The organism is Streptomyces sp. NPDC044106, assembly GCF_056433985.1.
On sequence record NZ_JBWKFZ010000006.1, the window covers coordinates 152,645 to 170,824 of the forward strand.

Below are 18,180 nucleotides of genomic sequence, written 5' to 3' on the forward strand. Positions count from 1 at the left end.
TCTGATCAGCGGGGAACGCGAACGACGCCCTCCTGGATGACGGTGACCGCGAGTCGCCCGTCCTGCGTCCAGATCCGCGCCTGGCCGAGACCGCGCCCGCCGGACGACGTGGGCGACTCCTGGTCGTACAGCAGCCATTCGTCCGCGCGGAAGGGCCGGTGGAACCACATGGCGTGGTCGAGCGAGGCGCCGACGACGTCACCGACCGCCCAGCCGCCGCGGCCGTGCGCGAGCAGCACGGAGTCGAGCAGCGTCATGTCGGAGACGTAGGTGGCGAGGCAGACGTGCAGCAGGGGGTCGGCCTCGTAGTCGGCGAGTTTGCCGTTGGCGCGGAACCAGACCTGGGAGCGCGGTTCGCGGGGCTGCCCTACGGTGCCCCAGGGCGGCGCGTCGGCGTAGCGCAGGTCGACCGCGGCGCGGGTCTCCAGGAGCCGGTCGGCGACCTCGCGCGGCAGGTGCCTGGGCAGCATCTCGGCGGCGGTGGGCAGCGTCTCGGGGTCGAGCGCGGGCGGCATCGCGGCCTGGTGCTCCAGCCCTTCCTCGTACGTCTGGAAGGACGCGGAGAGGTGGAAGATCGGCTGCCCGTGCTGGACGGCGACGACCCGGCGCGTGGTGAAGGAGCGGCCGTCACGGATGCGGTCGACCGTATACACGATGGGCGCGCCGGGGTCCCCCGGCCTCAGGAAGTAGGCGTGCAGGGAGTGGGCAGGCCTGTCGTCGGGGACGGTGCGGCCCGCGGCGACGAGGGCCTGCGCGGCGACCTGGCCGCCGAAGACGCGGGGCACGAGCGCCGAGCGGCTCACGCCCCGGAAGATGTCCTCCTCGATCTGCTCCAGGTCGAGCAGATCGAGGAGGGCTTCAAGTGCCTGGTTCATGAAGGTATTTCTACAGGCGTTCTACAGGCCCATGTTCTTGGCGATGATCATCTTCATGACCTCGCTGGTGCCGCCGTAGATGCGGTTGACGCGGTTGTCCGCGTACAGGCGGGCGATGGGGTACTCGTTCATGAAGCCGTAGCCGCCGTGCAGCTGGAGGCACTTGTCGATGACGCGGTGCGCGACCTCGGTGGTGAACAGCTTCGCGGACGCGGCCTCGGCGGCGGTCAGCTCGCCGGCGTCCAGCGCCTCAAGTGCGCGGTCGGCGACGGCCTCTGCGGCGTCCACCTCGGCCTGGCAGGCGGCCAGCTCGAACTTGGTGTTCTGGAAGGAGGCGACCGTCTTGCCGAAGACCGTGCGGTCCTTGACGTACTCCTTGGCGAACCGGACGGCGGCCTTGGCCTGCGCGTACGCGCCGTAGGCGATGCCCCAGCGCTCGGAGGGGAGGTTGCTGCCGAGGTAGTAGAAGCCCTTGTTCTCCTCGCCGAGGAGGTCCTCGACGGGGACCTTGACGTCGACGAAGGCGAGCTCGGCGGTGTCGGAGGTCCTCAGGCCCAGCTTGTCGAGCTTGCGGCCGATGGAGTAGCCCTCGGACTTGGTGTCGACGGCGAAGAGCGAGATGCCGAAGCGACGGTCCTCCGCGGTGGGCGCGGAGGTGCGGGCGCAGACGATCACGCGGTCGGCGTGCACACCGCCGGTGATGAAGGTCTTGGAGCCGTTGAGGACGTAGTGGGTGCCGTCCTCGGAGAGCTTGGCGGTGGTCTTCATGCCCGCGAGGTCGGAGCCGGTGCCCGGCTCGGTCATCGCGAGGGCCCACATCTCCTCGGCGGAGACGAACTTCTCCAGGTAGCGCTTCTTCTGCTCGTCGGTGGCGAGCGCCTTGATGTACGGCAGGGCGAGCAGCACGTGCACGCCGGAGCCGCCGAAGCTGACGCCCGCGCGGGCCGTCTCCTCGTACTGGATGGCCTCGAACTTGTGCGTGTCCATGCCCGCGCCGCCGAACTCCTCGGGGACGTTGATGCCGAAGAGGCCGAGCTCGGCGAGCTTGTAGTAGAACTCGCGCGGCACCTGACCGGCGGCGAACCACTCGTCGTGGACCGGGACGACCTCGGCCTCGATGAAGGCGCGCAGGGTCTCCCGGAACGCCTCGTGGTCCTCATTGAAAACGGTACGGCGCACGGAGAACTCCTTCTGCCTGCATCTCGCCTGCATCGACTAAGCGCTTGCTCAGAGGCAGGTTACCCGGCGGTCACCAGAGCGTCCAGAGACGCGTGTCACTCGGCGGCGGCCGCGAAGGCCCCCCGTGCCAGGCGGTGCAGAAGGTCCGCCATGGCCGACCGGCTCGGCAGCGCGTCGCGGCGGCTCAGGTGCGGCGTGGAGTTCAGCAGCCCGAAGACCGCGTGCACGGCCACGCGCGCCGCGTTCTCGGCGAGGTCCGGATAGACCTTGCGCACGACGTCGACCCAGATCTCCACGTACTGCCGCTGGAGCTGGCGGACCAGCTTGCGGTCGCTGTCCCGCAGGCGGTCGAGCTCACGGTCGTGCAGGGTGATCAGGGAGCGGTCGTCGAGCGCGAAGTCGATGTGCCCCTGGATCAGCGCGTCGAGGACCCGCTCGGGCGTGCCCCCCACCTCGGCCGCGCAGCGCTTGCCGCCCGTCAGGAGCTGGCCGCTGATGCCGACGAGCAGCTCGGCGAGCATCGCGTCCTTGCCCGCGAAGTGCCGGTAGAGACCGGGCCCGCTGATGCCGACGGCGGCCCCTATCTCGTCGACTCCCACGCCGTGGAAGCCCCGCTCGGCGAAGAGCCGGGCGGCCTCCTTGAGGATCTGCTCGCGCCGGGTGGGCGCGTCGGTTCTGGTGGCCATGGAATTGATTCTAGACAGGCCGGTTAGCGGTCGTTAACCTGAAGGAAACGCGTTAACGGTCATTAACCGCTCCGGGCGACGATCCGCCGGGCCCGGGGAGACCGAACGGACCGAGCAAGGGGGCTCGACTGATGCGGCAGGCACCAGTGCTGGCGAGCGCGGCTGACCCCGCGTCCGAGGCATGGCGGGCGAACGAGGCGGCGCACACCGCCCTCGTCGAGGAGTTGCGGGCCAAGCTCGCGGCGGCCGCCCTCGGCGGCGGCGAGCGGGCGCGGGCCCGCCATGTGGCGCGCGGCAAGCTGCTGCCGCGCGAGCGCGTGGACACACTCCTCGACCCCGGCTCCCCCTTCCTCGAGCTGGCCCCGCTCGCGGCGGACGGGCTGTACGGCGGGGGCGCCCCGGCGGCCGGTGTCATCGCGGGGATCGGCCGCGTCTCCGGGCGCGAGTGCGTGATCGTCGCCAATGACGCGACCGTCAAGGGCGGCACGTACTACCCCATGACGGTGAAGAAGCACCTGCGCGCGCAGGAGGTGGCCCTGGAGAACCGGCTGCCGTGTCTCTACCTGGTCGACTCGGGCGGCGCCTTCCTGCCGATGCAGGACGACGTCTTCCCCGACCGCGAGCACTTCGGGCGGATCTTCTACAACCAGGCCCGGATGTCCGGCGCCGGCATCCCGCAGATCGCCGCCGTCCTCGGCTCCTGCACGGCCGGCGGGGCGTATGTGCCCGCGATGAGCGACGAGGCGGTGATCGTCCGCAATCAGGGGACGATCTTCCTGGGCGGCCCGCCGCTGGTGAAGGCCGCGACCGGCGAGGTCGTCACCGCCGAGGAACTGGGCGGCGGCGAGGTCCACTCGCGGACCTCCGGAGTCACCGACCATCTCGCCGAGGACGACGCGCACGCACTGCGCATCGTGCGCACCATCGTCTCCACCCTGCCCCCGCGCGCGGAGCTGCCGTGGCCGGTGCGGCCGGTGGAGGAGCCCAAGGTGGACCCCCTGGGGCTGTACGGCGCGGTGCCGACGGACTCCCGCACCCCCTACGACGTCCGCGAGGTCATCGCGCGCGTGGTGGACGGCTCCCGCTTCGCCGAGTTCAAGGCGGAGTACGGCCAGACCCTGGTGACCGGCTTCGCCCACATCCACGGCCACCCGGTCGGCATCGTCGCGAACAACGGCATCCTCTTCTCCGAATCCGCCCAGAAGGGCGCCCACTTCATCGAGCTGTGCGACCAGCGCGGCATCCCCCTCGTCTTCCTGCAGAACATCTCCGGCTTCATGGTCGGCCGGGACTACGAGGCGGGTGGCATCGCCAAGCACGGCGCCAAGATGGTGACGGCCGTGGCCTGCACCCGCGTGCCGAAGCTGACGGTCGTCGTCGGCGGTTCGTACGGCGCGGGCAACTACTCGATGTGCGGCCGGGCCTACAGCCCCCGCTTCCTGTGGATGTGGCCGAACGCCAAGATCTCCGTGATGGGCGGCGAACAGGCCGCCTCCGTCCTCGCCACGGTCAAGCGCGACCAGATCGAGGCCCGCGGCGAGGAGTGGTCCGCCGAGGACGAGGACGCCTTCAAGGACCCGATCCGCGCGCAGTACGACGAGCAGGGCAACGCCTACTACGCGACGGCCCGCCTCTGGGACGACGGCGTCATCGACCCCATGGAGACCCGGCAGGTGCTGGGTCTGGCCCTGACCGCGTGCGCGGGCGCTCCCCTGGGCGAGCCCGGCTTCGGCGTCTTCCGGATGTGAGGAACGAATGACGATGTTTGAAACAGTTCTGGTCGCCAACCGCGGCGAGATCGCGGTCCGCGTCATCCGTACGCTGCGGCAGCTCGGCGTCCGCTCGGTCGCCGTGTTCAGCGACGCGGACGCCGACGCCCGCCATGTGCGCGAGGCCGACACGGCGGTGCGGATCGGCCCGCCGCCGGCCACCGAGAGCTATCTGTCCGTGGAGCGCCTCCTGGAGGCGGCCGCGAAGTCCGGCGCCCAGGCCGTCCACCCGGGCTACGGCTTCCTCGCGGAGAACGCCGGCTTCGCCCAGGCGTGCGCGGACGCCGGTCTCGTCTTCATCGGGCCGCCCGCGAGCGCCATCTCCCTCATGGGCGACAAGATCCGCGCCAAGGAGACCGTGAAGGCGGCCGGTGTGCCGGTCGTCCCCGGCTCCTCGGGCAGCGGCCTGACCGATGCCCAACTGGCCGACGCGGCCCGGCAGATCGGCACCCCGGTGCTGCTCAAGCCGAGCGCGGGCGGCGGCGGCAAGGGCATGCGCCTGGTCAGGGACGAGGCGCTCATCACCGAGGAGATCGCGGCCGCCCGCCGCGAGGCCCGCGCCTCCTTCGGCGACGACACGCTGCTCGTGGAGCGGTGGGTCGACCGCCCCCGCCACATCGAGATCCAGGTCCTGGCCGACGGCCACGGGAACGTGATCCACCTCGGCGAGCGCGAATGCTCCCTCCAGCGCCGCCACCAGAAGATCATCGAAGAGGCGCCCTCCGTCCTCCTCGACGAGGCCACCCGCGCGGCGATGGGCGAGGCGGCCGTCCAGGCGGCCCGCTCCTGCGGGTACGCGGGCGCGGGCACGGTGGAGTTCATCGTCCCCGGCTCCGACCCCTCCTCGTACTACTTCATGGAGATGAACACCCGTCTCCAGGTGGAGCACCCGGTCACCGAGCTCATCACCGGGCTCGACCTGGTGGAGTGGCAGCTGCGGGTGGCGGCGGGCGAGCGCCTGCCCTTCTCCCAGGACGACATCACGCTCACCGGGCACGCGGTGGAGGCCCGCGTCTGCGCGGAAGACCCCGCGCGCGGCTTCCTGCCCTCCGGCGGCACCATCCTGTCCCTGCACGAGCCGCAGGGCGCGGGCGTGCGCACCGACTCCGGCCTCAGCGAGGGCACCGAGGTCGGCAGCCTCTACGACCCGATGCTGTCCAAGGTCATCGCGTACGGCCCCGACCGCGCCACGGCCCTGCGCAAGCTGCGCGCCGCCCTCGCCGACACGGTCACCCTGGGCGTGCCGACCAACGCGGGCTTCCTGCGCAGGCTCCTCGCCCACCCGGCCGTGGTCGCGGGCGATCTGGACACCGGCCTCGTGGAGCGCGAAGCCGACGGCCTCGTCCCCGACGGCGTCCCCGACGAGGTGTACGAGGCGGCGGCCGCCGTCCGCGAGGCCGCCCTCGCCCCGGCCGGCGAGGGATGGACCGACCCCTTCTCCGTCCCCAGCGGCTGGCGGCTCGGCGGCGCTCCGGCACCCGTGACGCACTGGCTGCGCGCACCGGGACTCGAACCCGTCGCGCACCGGCTCCGCGACCCCGGCCACACCGTCACGCCCGACCGCGTCTCGGTCACCCTGGACGGCACCCTGCACACCTTCCGCCGCGCCGGCGACTGGCTCGGCCGGGACGGTGACGCCTGGCACATCCAGGACCACGACCCGGTGGCCGCCTCCCTCACCGGCGCCGCACACGCGGGTGCCGACGCCCTCACCGCCCCCATGCCCGGCACCGTCACCGTCGTCAAGGTCTCCCCCGGTGACCAGGTCGCCGCGGGCCAGAGCCTCCTGGTCGTCGAGGCGATGAAGATGGAGCACGTCATCTCCGCCCCGCACGCGGGCACCGTCACCGAACTCGACGTCACCCCGGGCACGACCGTCGCCATGGACCAGATCCTCGCCGTCGTCACCCCCGAGGAGGAGCAGGAATGACCACCGATCCGACGGCCGCGCAGGACCCCGGGGACACCCCCCTGGAGCTGGCCGAGGCCCCGCTCCCCATGGTCGTGCCGACCCGGGGCCTGCCGTCCCGGGTCCGCATCCACGAGGTGGGCGCCCGCGACGGCCTGCAGAACGAGAAGACGGTCGTTCCGACCGGGATCAAGGCGGAGTTCATCCACCGCCTCGCCGACGCGGGCCTGACGACCGTCGAGGCGACCAGCTTCGTGCACCCCAAGTGGGTGCCCCAACTGGCCGACGCCGAGCAGCTGTTCCCGCTCCTCGGCGACCTCCCGGAGGTGCGCCTGCCGGTCCTGGTGCCGAACGAACGCGGCCTGGACCGCGCCCTCGCGCTCGGCGCCGGGTGCGTCGCCGTCTTCGCCAGCGCCACCGACTCGTTCGCCAGGGCCAACCTCAACCGCACGGTGGACGAGGCGCTCGCCATGTTCGCGCCGGTGGTCGCTCGCGCGCGCGAGCAGGGGGCCCATGTCCGCGGCTATCTCTCGATGTGCTTCGGCGACCCCTGGGAGGGCGCCGTGCCCATCTCCAAGGTCGTCCGCGTCTGCCGCGCCCTGATCGACATGGGCTGCGACGAGCTGAGCCTCGGCGACACCATCGGCGTGGCCACGCCGGGCCACGTCTCCGCGATGCTCGCCGCGCTCAACGCGGTACAGGTGCCGACCGAGCGCATCGGCGTCCACTTCCACGACACGTACGGCCAGGCGCTCACCAACACCCTCGCCGCGCTCCAGCACGGCGTGAGCACGGTGGACGCGTCGGCGGGCGGCCTCGGCGGCTGCCCGTACGCGAAGAGCGCCACCGGCAATCTCGCCACCGAGGACCTCGTCTGGATGCTGCACGGCCTCGGCATCGAGACCGGGGTCGATCTCGTCCGTCTCAGCGCCACGAGCGCCTGGATGGCCGAGCAGTTGGGCCGACCCAGCCCGTCCCGCACCGTCCGTGCCCTCACGGCCCGCTCCCACGAAGAGCAGACCGCGCCGGGCGACGCCTGAACCCAGGAGCAGTGAACAACGATGGACCACCGTCTGAGCCCCGAGCACGAGGAACTGCGCCGTACGGTCGAGGCGTTCGCCCACGACGTCGTCGCCCCCAAGATCGGCGACTTCTACGAGCGCCACGAGTTCCCGTACGAGATCGTGCGCGAGATGGGCCGCATGGGCCTGTTCGGCCTGCCCTTCCCCGAGGAGTACGGCGGGATGGGCGGTGACTACTTCGCGCTCGGCATCGCCCTCGAAGAGCTCGCCCGCGTCGACTCCTCCGTGGCGATCACCCTGGAGGCGGGCGTCTCCCTCGGCGCCATGCCGATCCATCTGTTCGGTACGGAGGAGCAGAAGCGCGAGTGGCTGCCGAGGCTGTGCGCGGGCGAGATCCTCGGCGCGTTCGGTCTGACCGAGCCGGAGTGCGGCTCGGACGCGGGCGGCACACGCACGACGGCGGTGCGCGACGGCGACGACTGGGTGATCAACGGCTCCAAGTGCTTCATCACCAACTCCGGCACGGACATCACGGGCCTGGTCACGGTCACCGCCGTCACCGGCCGCAAGGAGGACGGCCGCCCGCTGATCTCCTCGATCATCGTGCCGTCCGGGACGCCCGGCTTCACGGTGGCGGCGCCGTACTCGAAGGTGGGGTGGAACGCCTCGGACACCCGCGAGCTGTCCTTCTCCGACGTCCGGGTCCCCGCCGCGAACCTGCTGGGCCAGGAGGGCCGCGGGTACGCCCAGTTCCTGCACATCCTCGACGAGGGCCGCGTCGCGATCTCCGCGCTCGCCACCGGGCTCGCCCAGGGCTGCGTGGACGAGTCCGTGAAGTACGCCAAGGAGCGGCACGCCTTCGGCAGGCCGATCGGCGCCAACCAGGCCATCCAGTTCAAGATCGCTGACATGGAGACCCGGGCGCACATGGCCCGCGTCGGCTGGCACGACGCGGCCTCGCGCCTGGTCGCGGGCGAGCCGTTCAAGAAGGAGGCGGCCATCGCCAAGCTCTACTCGTCGACGGTCGCGGTGGACAACGCCCGCGAGGCCACCCAGATCCACGGCGGGTACGGCTTCATGAACGAGTATCCGGTGGCGCGCATGTGGCGGGATTCCAAGATCCTGGAGATCGGCGAGGGCACCAGTGAGGTGCAGCGCATGCTGATCGCCCGGGAGCTGGGGTTCGCGGGCTGAGGCCTCAGGACGGGGCCGGAGTCCTCAGGGCGGGGCCGGAGTCCTCGGCCGGGCGTGACACGAGGGGTCGCCGAGCCGGAAGTTAGCTTAGGTTAGCCTAAGCTCTAGTTCCGGCCAGCGGCCCCGCTGCCGTACGTCACGAAAGCAGAGACCCTCATGCCCCAGGCCCGCTTCCCCCAGCTCTCCCGTCGCGGCGTCCTCGCCGCCGGTGGCGCCCTCGGCCTCACCGCCGCCCTGGCGGCCTGCAGCACCGAGAAGAAGGACGGGTCCGGCAAGACCGGGGGCGGCGGCAAGACCGGGCCCTGGAGCTTCAAGGACGACCGTGGCACGACCGTGAAGCGCGACGCGACGCCGAAGAACATCGTGGCGTTCACCGGCGTCGCCGCCGCCCTGTTCGACTACGGCATCGAGGTCAAGGGCGTCTTCGGCCCGACGAAGACCAAGGACGGCAAGGCCGACGTCCAGGCCGGTGACATGGACGTCAGCAAGCTGACGGTCATCGGCAACCAGTGGGGCCAGTTCAACATCGAGAAGTACGCGGGCCTCGCCCCGGACCTGCTGATCTCCACGATGTTCGACGACCAGGGCACCCTCTGGTACGTGCCCGAGGAGAGCAAGGACAAGATCCTTAAGCTTGCTCCGAGCGTCGGCATCAGCGTCTACGACCGCCAGCTCACGCACCCGTTGCAGCGCATCCAGGCGCTCGCCGAGTCGCTCGGCGCGGACGTGAAGTCCGACAAGGTCGTCAAGGCGAAGAAGCGCTTCGAGGACGCCTCGGAGCGGCTGCGCAAGGTCGCCAAGGCGCACAAGGACATCAAGGTCCTCGTCGGCTCCGCGAGCCAGGACCTGTTCTACGTCTCCGGCTCGAACCTCTCCGTCGACCTGGAGTACTTCAAGGCGCTCGGCGTGAACCTCGTCGAGCCGCCGGAAAAGGCCAAGAACGAGTCCGGCGGCTGGTTCGAGAACCTCAGCTGGGAGAACGTCGACAAGTACGACGCGGACGTCATCATGATGGACAACCGCACCTCCGCGCTGCAGCCCGCCGACCTGGACAAGTCCAAGCCGACCTGGCGGAAGCTGCCCGCGGTCAAGGCCGGGCAGGTCATCCCGCGCGTCGCCGAGCCCATCTTCTCGTACGACAAGTGCGCGCCGATCCTGGAGGACCTGGCCACCGCGATCGAGCGGGCGAAGAAGCTCAAGTAGGACCGGCTAGTCGGCGGGCCAGGGCACCTGCGGCGACCTGTAGTAGCCGATGCCCAGCGCGTTCCAGCGCGGGGCCTGCGCGGCGAGCCGCACCTTGTACGTGTCCCAGTCGTGCGTGGCCGCGGGCGACCAGCCCAGCTCGGCGATGCCGGGCAGCCGCGGGAACGCCATGTAGTCGAGGTGCGCGGTGGTGGAGAGGGTCTCCGACCAGAGCGGCGCCTCGACGCCGATGACGGAGTCCGCCGGGGCGCCCGCCAGATACGTGCCCGGGTCCCAGTCGTAGGACCGCCGCACCTCGACGTAGCCCGCCCAGGAGAGTCCGAGCGGGGTGTCCTTGGTGTACTTGTGGTCGAGGTAGGAGCGGTCGGCCGGCGAGAGGACCAGCTTGGTGCCGTTCCTCGCGGCGTTCGCGACCTGCTCGCGCTCGGCGGCGCCCGTCCTGTCGTAGCCCCAGTACTGCGCGACGGCGCCCTCTACGGGCTTCGCGCCGGTCAGCTGGTGCCAGCCCACCACCGTCTTGCCGTACTTGGCGACCACCGGCTGCACCTTGTCCATGAAGGCGACGAAGTCCTCGTGGCTGGTGGAGTGCGCCTCGTCGCCGCCGATGTGGAGGTACTCGCCGGGCGTCATCGCGGCGAGCTCGCGGATGACGTCGTCCACGAAGTCGTAGGTGACGTCCTTCTTCACGCACAGCGAGCTGAAGCCGACCTCGGTGCCGGTGTAGAGCGGCGGCGCGACGCCGTCGCAGTTCAGCTCGGCGTACGAGGCGAGTGCGGCGTTGGTGTGCCCCGGCATGTCTATCTCGGGGACGACCTCCAGGTACCGGGACGCGGCGTAGTCGACGATCTCCTTGTACTGCGCCTTCGTGTAGTAGCCGCCCTTGCCGCCGCCGACCTGCGTCGAACCGCCGTACGTCGCGAGGCGCGGCCAGGAGTCGACGGCGATGCGCCAGCCCTGGTCGTCACTGAGGTGCAGGTGCAGCTTGTTCATCTTGTAGAGCGCCGCCTGATCGATGTAGCGCTTGACCTGGTCGATGGTGAAGAAGTGCCGGGAGACGTCGAGCATGGTAGAGCGGTAGCCGTAGCGCGGCGCGTCCTTGATGGTGCCGCCCGCGATCCGCCACGGTCCGCGCTGCCGCGTCGTCCTGTCGACGGCCGCGGGCAGTTGCTGGCGCACCGTCTGCACGCCGTGGAAGAGCCCCGCGCCGGTCCGGGAGGTGACGGTGAGGGAGCCGCGCGCGGAGACGAGGCGGTACCCCTCGTCGCCGAGCGCCCTGGTCGCCGGGTCGGCGCTGATGCGCAGCCGGATGCCGTCGCCGCCCTTGCCGGTGGTGACCGGGAGCCGGTAGCCGGTGGAGGGCCGCAGCACATCGGCCAGGTACTCGCCCACACGCCGTTCCTCGGAGTCGCCCTTGCCCACGATGATCCGGGTCCTGGCGGTGATCTCGTACCCGGCCCCGCCCGCCTCGGCCTTCAGGGGTGCGGGCACCACCTGGCCTAGCGGTGTGACGGGCGGCTCCGCCGGGTGCGGGGCGGGCGCGGCGGCGAACGAGGAGATTCCGGCGGCCGCCACGAGCAGCAGCGCACCGAGTAGTCGTGTCGATCTTGTCTGCGATCTCACAAGCGGGTCCCTCCGACGGGCCGGCGCCGCGGTGGGGCACGGGTGCGGCGCGTCTGTGGTGGCGCGTGGCGCAACTGTGGTGCATCGCAATCGAATCGAACGGTCCCCATTGGTAACCCGGGCCCCGCGAGGGGTCAAGGGCCAGGAGGCATGCGGCCGGGGAGGCATGAGGGCAAGGAGGCGCGGGGCAGAGGGACATGGGGGCAAAGGGGGGTGGACCGTACGTCCACGTGGTCGGTGCGACAATCCCCGCATGGCGGAAATCATCCAGCGTGACGGGACCTGGACCTTCGACGGAGAGACGCTGCGCCTGGTGCCGGGTCACGACAAGAACGTCTCACTGCTGCGCAGGACGCTGGGCGAAGTGACCGTGCCCCTGGCGGCGTTGACGGGCATAGCCTTCGAACAGGGCAAGAAGTCGGGGCGGTTGCGGCTGCGCCTGCGCGACGGCGCCGATCCGCTGCTCCAGGCGACGGGCGGGAACCTGCCGGACTCGGCGGACCCGTACCAGCTGCACGTCGAGCCCGACCGGTACGGGGTCGCGGAGTATCTGGTCGACGAGGTCCGGGGCGCCCACCTGCTCGAACAGGTGCCGAGCACCCCCTGCGACAGCTACCTCCTCACCGGCCCTTCCGTGCCGCTGTCCGTCTCCGCCGGGGACGGCACGGCGAGCTTCGACGGGGAGAGCGTCCGGCTTGAGTGGAACTGGAAGACGGAGGAGGCGAAGTCGGCGGCGGGCCCGCGGTCGCTGGCGCTCGCCGACATCGCGGCCGTGGAGTGGCTGCCCGCGGCCGGTCTGGAAAACGGCCACCTCCGGTTCACCGTGCGGAACGCCCCGACCAAGGCCCCGGCGAAGTACGACCCGAACGCGGTCGAGCTGTGGGGCTTCAAGAAGGACGCCCTGATGGCGCTGGTGGCCGCCGCCGTGCAGGTGCGCCTGCCGCACCCCGCGGCCCCCGCCGCGGCGAAGTCGCTCACGGCCGCCCCCGCCGACGCGACGGCCACCCCGGCCCCGCCCCCGCAGGCCCCGGCCGACGACCACGACGCCCTGCTGCGCCGCCTGCGGGAGCTCGGCGAGCTCCGCCAGGCCGGAATTCTCACGGACGACGAGTTCGCGACGGCCAAGCAGGCGGTTCTACGACGCATGTGAGCGCCCATTCCGACACGACCCTGCCCGATTTCGGGCAGGATTCTTGCGAATGGGCATGCGATACCCCAGGATCAACGAATGCACGACGACCTGGTGGATCACCTCACCCGCAGCACCCCGCTCCAGCGGGGCGAAGCGCTGCGGGTCGTCCAGGACGTGCTCGCCTACTTCGACGAGACGACCGAAGCGTTCGTCCGTCGCCGCCACCGCGAGCTGCAGGGTCAGGGCCTGCTGAACGCGGCGATCTTCCAGCAGATCTCGGCGGATCTCGAATACCGCGCGGTCGCGCCGCCCGAGCTCACGCTCAGGCAGCTGCGCCGCATCGTCTACGGCTAGGAATCCCTCCATGTGCGGAATCGTCGGATATATCGGCAAGCGTGACGTCGCCCCGCTCCTCCTCGAAGGCCTGCAGCGCCTGGAGTACCGCGGCTACGACTCCGCGGGCATCGCCGTCACCAGCCCCAAGGCCGCGGGTCTGAAGATGGTCAAGGCCAAGGGCCGCGTCCGTGACCTGGAGGCCAAGGTGCCCGCCCGCTTCAAGGGCACGACCGGCATCGCGCACACCCGCTGGGCCACCCACGGCGCCCCCTCCGACGAGAACGCCCACCCGCACCTGTCCCAGGACGAGAAGGTCGCCGTCGTCCACAACGGCATCATCGACAACGCCTCCGACCTGCGCGCCAAGCTCACCGCCGACGGCGTCGAGTTCCTCTCCGAGACGGACACCGAGGTCCTCACCCACCTCGTCGCCCGCTCCCAGGCCGACACCCTGGAGGAGAAGGTCCGCGAGGCCCTGCGCCACATCGAGGGCACGTACGGCATCGCGGTCCTGCACGCCGACTTCAACGACCGCATCGTCGTCGCCCGCAACGGCTCCCCCGTCGTCCTCGGCATCGGCGAGAAGGAGATGTTCGTCGCCTCGGACGTCGCCGCGCTCGTCTCCCACACCCGCCAGGTCGTCACCCTCGACGACGGCGAGATGGCCACCATCAAGGCCGACGACTACCGCACCTACACGACCGAGGGTTCGCGCACGACCGCCTCGCCGACCACCGTGGAGTGGGAGGCCGAGTCGTACGACATGGGCGGCCACGACACGTACATGCACAAGGAGATCTTCGAGCAGGCCGAGGCCGTGGACCGCGTGCTGCGCGGCCGCATCGACGACCGCTTCTCCACCGTGCACCTCGGCGGCCTCAACCTCGACGCGCACGACGCCCGCAAGGTGCGCCGCGTCAAGATCCTCGGCTGCGGCACCTCGTACCACGCGGGCATGATCGGCGCCCAGATGATCGAGGAGCTGGCCCGCATCCCCGCCGACGCGGAGCCGGCCTCCGAGTTCCGCTACCGCAACCCGGTCGTGGACCCCGACACCCTCTACATCGCGGTCTCGCAGTCCGGCGAGACGTACGACGTGCTCGCCGCCGTCCAGGAGCTGAAGCGCAAGGGCGCCCGCGTCCTCGGCGTCGTGAACGTCGTCGGCTCGGCGATCGCCCGCGAGGCCGACGCGGGCGTGTACGTCCACGCGGGTCCGGAGGTCTGCGTCGTCTCCACCAAGTGCTTCACCAACACCACGGTCGCCTTCGGCCTGCTCGCCCTGCACCTGGGCCGCATCCGCGACCTGTCGGTCTCCGACGGCAAGCGGATCATCGAGGGCCTGCGCAAGCTGCCCGGCCAGATCTCGGAGATCCTCAAGCAGGAGGACGAGATCAAGAAGATCGCCAAGAGCTACGCGGACGCCCGCTCGATGCTCTTCATCGGTCGTGTACGCGGCTACCCCGTCGCCCGCGAGGCCTCCCTCAAGCTCAAGGAGGTCTCGTACATCCACGCCGAGGCCTACCCCGCCTCCGAGCTGAAGCACGGCCCGCTCGCCCTCATCGAGCCCGCCCTCCCCACGGTCGCGATCGTCCCGGACGACGACCTCCTGGAGAAGAACCGCGCCGCCCTCGAGGAGATCAAGGCCCGCAGCGGCAAGATCCTCGCGGTCGCGCACCAGGAGCAGGAGAAGGCCGACCAGACGATCATCGTCCCGAAGAACGAGGACGAGCTGGACCCGATCCTGATGGGCATCCCGCTGCAACTCCTCGCCTACCACACGGCGTTGGCGCTCGGCCGGGACATCGACAAGCCGCGCAACCTCGCGAAGTCCGTGACCGTCGAATAGTGACAGTCGAGTAGCGGCAGTCCAGTAGTGGCAGTCCAATAGCGCCCGTCGACCGGTGGAAACCTCCACACGAACGGCCCCCTGTGCGTGCCACCAGCACACAGGGGGCCGTTCCTCGAGGGGCCGGGGTCGCCCATTACCCCGGCCCAGAAGATTTGTGGACGGACCAGGAGGAAGCACCCGAACTCCCCGGCCAGGTTGGCCGAGAGTGGCGGTGCCGCTTCCCGTGGAGGCGTCCTTGCGTGTACCCGCCTACGTACCCTTCACAAGGGCACAAAGCACCTCTACGCGTGAGTAGATTTATCTGCGCGCAAAGCCGCCGCACGACGGGTGTTGATGGTGCGTCCGCTCAGTCGCCCGCTCAGCGCCCGCTCAACTCGCCATGGGGGCGGGGGTGTTACGGAATGACGACGACGGGCCGCTGCGCACGGCGGGCGAGCCGTCCCGCGACCGAGCCGAAGATGCGGCCGACGATGCCGTGCGTGGAGCCGACGACGATCGCGTCCGCGCTGTACTCGCGGCCGACCTCCTCCAGCTCGTGGCAGATGTCGCCGCCGCGCTCGACGAGGATCCACGGCACCTCGGACAGATAGTCCGCGCAGGCCAGCTCCAGGCCGAGCACCTCGGTGCGGTGGTCCGGCACGTCGACGAAGACCGGGGGCTCGCACCCCGCCCACACCGTGGTGGGCAGCCGGTTGGCGACGTGGACGATGATCAGACCGGAGCCCGAGCGGTGGGCCATTCCGATCGCGTACGCGAGGGCACGCTCGCTGGAGGTCGAGCCGTCGAAGCCGACGACGACGCCGTGCTGGAAGGCGGGGTCGCAGGGGTGGCGTGGTTCTTCCGCCGCTCGGGGGGTCGCTGTCGGATCAGCGACCTGCCTCTTGCGGTCCGCGGGTTCGGAGAATTCGTGACCGGCCATCGGTGTCTCGGCGAAGGAGTCCTCTGTGGGAGGGTCGGCTTTTTCAGGTGACGCGGAAGTTCAGGACCTGGAAGGTCGTCCGGGAATCATCTTCCCAACGCCATACCCCCAAGGGTACGGCGGCACTCCCCTCCTGCCCAGAGCCCGTGTAAACCCCCGCACGAGCCCCGGAGTGGCCTGCACAGGCCTCCCGGCGTTCACCGGAGCATGCACGAGCCTCGCCCGTATGGCAATGGTTGCTGCCTCCTACAGGCGGTTTGCCCACCCGTCCGGCGCCACCCCGCACCCTCCCCAGTGACCGGTCGCGGGACCGGGCGTTGAACCTCCGTACCTCACTGCCACAGGGAGCACGCCGTGCCTCGATTCCCGACCGCGCCCCCACCCTCCACCCGCTTCCCTGCTTCACCCGAGCAAGCCGCGGAGGGTCAGCAGGCCCAGTGGGCGCAAGCGAACCAGCAAGCCGATCACGGTGGGCGCGCCCCGGCGCACGGCCGCCGGCGCCCGCCCGAAGGAGCACGGGAGCGCCGCTCCGCCGCCGGGGCGTCGGCACCGCGTGGCCCCGCGCCGCACGGCGCGCCCGCCCAGGATTCCGTGAGCGACGTGGTCCGCTGGGCGGCGTTCAGCTGCGTCCTGGTCCCCGTCGTCCTCGTGGGATACGGGACCTCACTGGCCGGCGCCACCGGCTCGGCGCTCGGTCTCGTGGCCGTCACCGGGGTCTGCCGGCTACTCCTGCGGCAGTCCGAGAGGGGCGCCGCGCGACTGCTTGCAGAACAGAACAACGCGCACCGCGGACGGCACAGCAGAACGGGTTCGGGGGCGCACAGGGGCACTCGTCACAGTGCCGACAGCGCGCCGGTGGACTGACTGATTCACACACACGCTCCCATAGCTTTTCAGCCAACTTCCGGGGCTCGTCGATCCCCTGGCCGAACGCCCCCTCAACCCCCGTCCGACCAGGGCTGAAAGGTGCTCTCGGGCCGCGCGCACCCTACGGGGACCGGCCATGGAGCCGAGGCGCACTTCCCAGCGGGCCGCGCGAGTGCAACGCTTCGTGATCGAATGCTTCACGCCAAGTTGCCATGTCGACAATCTGCCGAGTGATGAACTGGTCACCCCGGCAGCACGGGACGCAGTAGATTCGATCTTGACTGTATTACGGCGGGGGACTGGTGGAGGACCGAGGGGAAACGTGCAGGAGCGACAGGCCCAGCAAGCACGTCAAGAACAGGGAGCGACGACCGAGGGGGGTTTAGCACCATGAGCCACGACTCCACTGCCGCGCCGGAGACCACGGCTCGGAAACTCTCGGGGCGGCGCCGCCGGGAGATCGTAGCGGTGCTGCTCTTCAGCGGCGGTCCCATCTTCGAGAGTTCCATACCGCTCTCCGTGTTCGGCATCGACCGGCAGGACGCCGGCGTCCCCCGCTACCGGCTGCTCGTGTGCGCCGGCGAGGAGGGACCGCTGCGGACCACCGGCGGGCTCGAACTCACCGCGCCACAGGGGCTGGAAGCGATCGGCCGGGCGGGCACGGTCGTCGTACCGGCCTGGCGGTCGATCACATCTCCGCCGCCACCGGAGGCGCTCGACGCGCTGCGGCGCGCACACGAGGAGGGCGCCCGCATCGTCGGGCTCTGCACCGGCGCGTTCGTGCTCGCCGCGGCGGGACTGCTCGACGGGCGCCCCGCGACCACCCACTGGATGTACGCGCCGACGCTCGCGAAGCGTTACCCGTCCGTCCACGTGGACCCGCGCGAGCTGTTCGTCGACGACGGGGACGTCCTGACGAGCGCGGGCACCGCGGCCGGAATTGATCTCTGTCTGCACATCGTGCGCACGGACCACGGCAACGAAGCGGCGGGCGCGCTCGCCCGCAGGCTCGTGGTGCCACCGCGCCGGGCCGGCGGCCAGGAGCGCTACCTCGACAGGTCTTTACCCGAGGAGATCGGCGCCGACCCGCTCGCCGAGGTCGTCGCCTGGGCCCTGGAACACCTCCACGAGCAGTTCGACGTGGAGACCCTGGCCGCGCGCGCGTACATGAGCAGGCGCACCTTCGACCGCAGGTTCCGTTCGCTGACCGGCAGCGCGCCGCTGCAGTGGCTGATCACCCAGCGGGTGCTCCAGGCACAGCGGCTCCTGGAGACCTCCGACTACTCCGTCGACGAGGTCGCGGGCCGCTGCGGCTTCCGCTCGCCGGTGGCGCTGCGGGGCCACTTCCGGCGCCAGCTCGGCTCGTCCCCCGCCGCCTACCGGGCCGCCTACCGCGCCCGCAGGCCACAGGGCGAGCGGGCGCTGGAGTCCGTGGCGGCGACGGCGCAGTCGGTGCCCACCCTCGTGGAGGCGGGCCCGGTGCCGACCCAGACCCGGCGCACGGCTGCCGCCAGCGCGCTCGGTCCGTCGGCCTCGGTGCCCACCGATCCCGGCAAGCCGCACTCGGACGCGTACGCACCGGGACGCGCTCCCCTGCCCGGCCAGAGGAGCGCGCCGTAG

At 70.8% G+C, this 18,180-nt stretch carries 15 protein-coding genes; 10 read left to right on the top strand and 5 right to left on the bottom strand.

All coding sequences use genetic code 11. The features are described from left to right. Window positions 1-5: 5 nt before the first annotated feature. The 3 genes from AC07DI_RS12355 to AC07DI_RS12365 all read right to left on the bottom strand — a co-directional run bounded on the left by AC07DI_RS12355 (window position 6) and on the right by AC07DI_RS12365 (window position 2,740). Window positions 6-875: an acyl-CoA thioesterase gene (locus AC07DI_RS12355; RefSeq protein ID WP_478904147.1), complete on the bottom strand. Its 870-nt coding sequence runs from the start codon at window positions 873-875 to the stop codon at window positions 6-8. 21 nt (window positions 876-896) lie between these two features. After that, window positions 897-2,054, bottom strand: coding sequence for an acyl-CoA dehydrogenase family protein (locus AC07DI_RS12360; protein ID WP_384254027.1), 1,158 nt, complete (start codon window positions 2,052-2,054; stop codon window positions 897-899). Between the two features lie 95 nt (window positions 2,055-2,149). Continuing rightward, window positions 2,150-2,740 carry an SACE_7040 family transcriptional regulator gene (locus AC07DI_RS12365; RefSeq protein ID WP_478904148.1) on the bottom strand — a complete coding sequence of 197 codons (591 nt, stop codon included), beginning with the start codon at window positions 2,738-2,740 and terminating at the stop codon, window positions 2,150-2,152. 131 nt (window positions 2,741-2,871) lie between these two features. Here AC07DI_RS12365 and AC07DI_RS12370 point away from each other — a divergent pair, with 131 nt between their 5' ends. The 5 genes from AC07DI_RS12370 (at window position 2,872) to AC07DI_RS12390 (ending at window position 9,837) form a co-directional block, all read left to right on the top strand. After that, window positions 2,872-4,488: a carboxyl transferase domain-containing protein gene (locus AC07DI_RS12370; RefSeq protein ID WP_384254021.1), complete on the top strand. Its 1,617-nt coding sequence runs from the start codon at window positions 2,872-2,874 to the stop codon at window positions 4,486-4,488. A 13-nt stretch (window positions 4,489-4,501) separates the two neighbouring features. Further along, entirely contained in the window at window positions 4,502-6,439 is a 1,938-nt protein-coding gene (locus AC07DI_RS12375; protein WP_478904150.1) for an acetyl/propionyl/methylcrotonyl-CoA carboxylase subunit alpha, read from the top strand. After that, complete coding sequence (locus tag AC07DI_RS12380; RefSeq protein ID WP_478904152.1) at window positions 6,436-7,458, top strand: hydroxymethylglutaryl-CoA lyase; 1,023 nt, start codon at window positions 6,436-6,438, stop codon at window positions 7,456-7,458. The genes AC07DI_RS12375 and AC07DI_RS12380 overlap by 4 nt, the downstream gene beginning before the upstream one ends. 21 nt (window positions 7,459-7,479) lie before the next feature. Further along, window positions 7,480-8,634, top strand: a complete 1,155-nt coding sequence (locus tag AC07DI_RS12385; protein ID WP_384254014.1) for an acyl-CoA dehydrogenase family protein — start codon at window positions 7,480-7,482, stop codon at window positions 8,632-8,634. Window positions 8,635-8,790: 156 nt separating this feature from the next. Further along, complete coding sequence (locus AC07DI_RS12390) at window positions 8,791-9,837, top strand: ABC transporter substrate-binding protein (protein ID WP_478904154.1); 1,047 nt, start codon at window positions 8,791-8,793, stop codon at window positions 9,835-9,837. A 6-nt stretch (window positions 9,838-9,843) separates the two neighbouring features. Here AC07DI_RS12390 and AC07DI_RS12395 read toward each other — a convergent pair whose 3' ends face one another. Next, on the bottom strand, window positions 9,844-11,457 hold the full coding sequence (locus AC07DI_RS12395) for a beta-N-acetylhexosaminidase (RefSeq protein WP_478904155.1): 1,614 nt from the start codon (window positions 11,455-11,457) through the stop codon (window positions 9,844-9,846). Between the two features lie 253 nt (window positions 11,458-11,710). On the opposite strand from AC07DI_RS12395, the gene AC07DI_RS12400 reads away from it, so the two are divergent. From AC07DI_RS12400 to glmS, 3 genes are all read left to right on the top strand, one after another. Continuing rightward, the gene (locus AC07DI_RS12400) at window positions 11,711-12,607 is read left to right on the top strand and encodes a DUF4429 domain-containing protein (protein WP_478904157.1); all 897 of its coding nucleotides are present in this window, start codon (window positions 11,711-11,713) and stop codon (window positions 12,605-12,607) included. 78 nt (window positions 12,608-12,685) lie between these two features. Next, a complete protein-coding gene (locus AC07DI_RS12405) occupies window positions 12,686-12,943 on the top strand; it encodes a hypothetical protein (protein ID WP_384254004.1) in 258 nt (85 codons plus the stop codon). A gap of 10 nt (window positions 12,944-12,953) precedes the next feature. Then, complete coding sequence (gene glmS, locus AC07DI_RS12410; RefSeq protein ID WP_384254002.1) at window positions 12,954-14,771, top strand: glutamine--fructose-6-phosphate transaminase (isomerizing); 1,818 nt, start codon at window positions 12,954-12,956, stop codon at window positions 14,769-14,771. A 397-nt stretch (window positions 14,772-15,168) separates the two neighbouring features. Here glmS and AC07DI_RS12415 read toward each other — a convergent pair whose 3' ends face one another. Then, entirely contained in the window at window positions 15,169-15,693 is a 525-nt protein-coding gene (locus AC07DI_RS12415) for a universal stress protein (RefSeq protein ID WP_384254000.1), read from the bottom strand. 591 nt (window positions 15,694-16,284) lie between these two features. Between AC07DI_RS12415 and AC07DI_RS12420 the strand changes: the two genes are divergently transcribed. Both AC07DI_RS12420 and AC07DI_RS12425 read left to right on the top strand, forming a co-directional pair. After that, window positions 16,285-16,557: a hypothetical protein gene (locus tag AC07DI_RS12420; RefSeq protein ID WP_384253997.1), complete on the top strand. Its 273-nt coding sequence runs from the start codon at window positions 16,285-16,287 to the stop codon at window positions 16,555-16,557. Window positions 16,558-16,950: 393 nt separating this feature from the next. After that, window positions 16,951-18,180: a helix-turn-helix domain-containing protein gene (locus tag AC07DI_RS12425; protein ID WP_384253995.1), complete on the top strand. Its 1,230-nt coding sequence runs from the start codon at window positions 16,951-16,953 to the stop codon at window positions 18,178-18,180.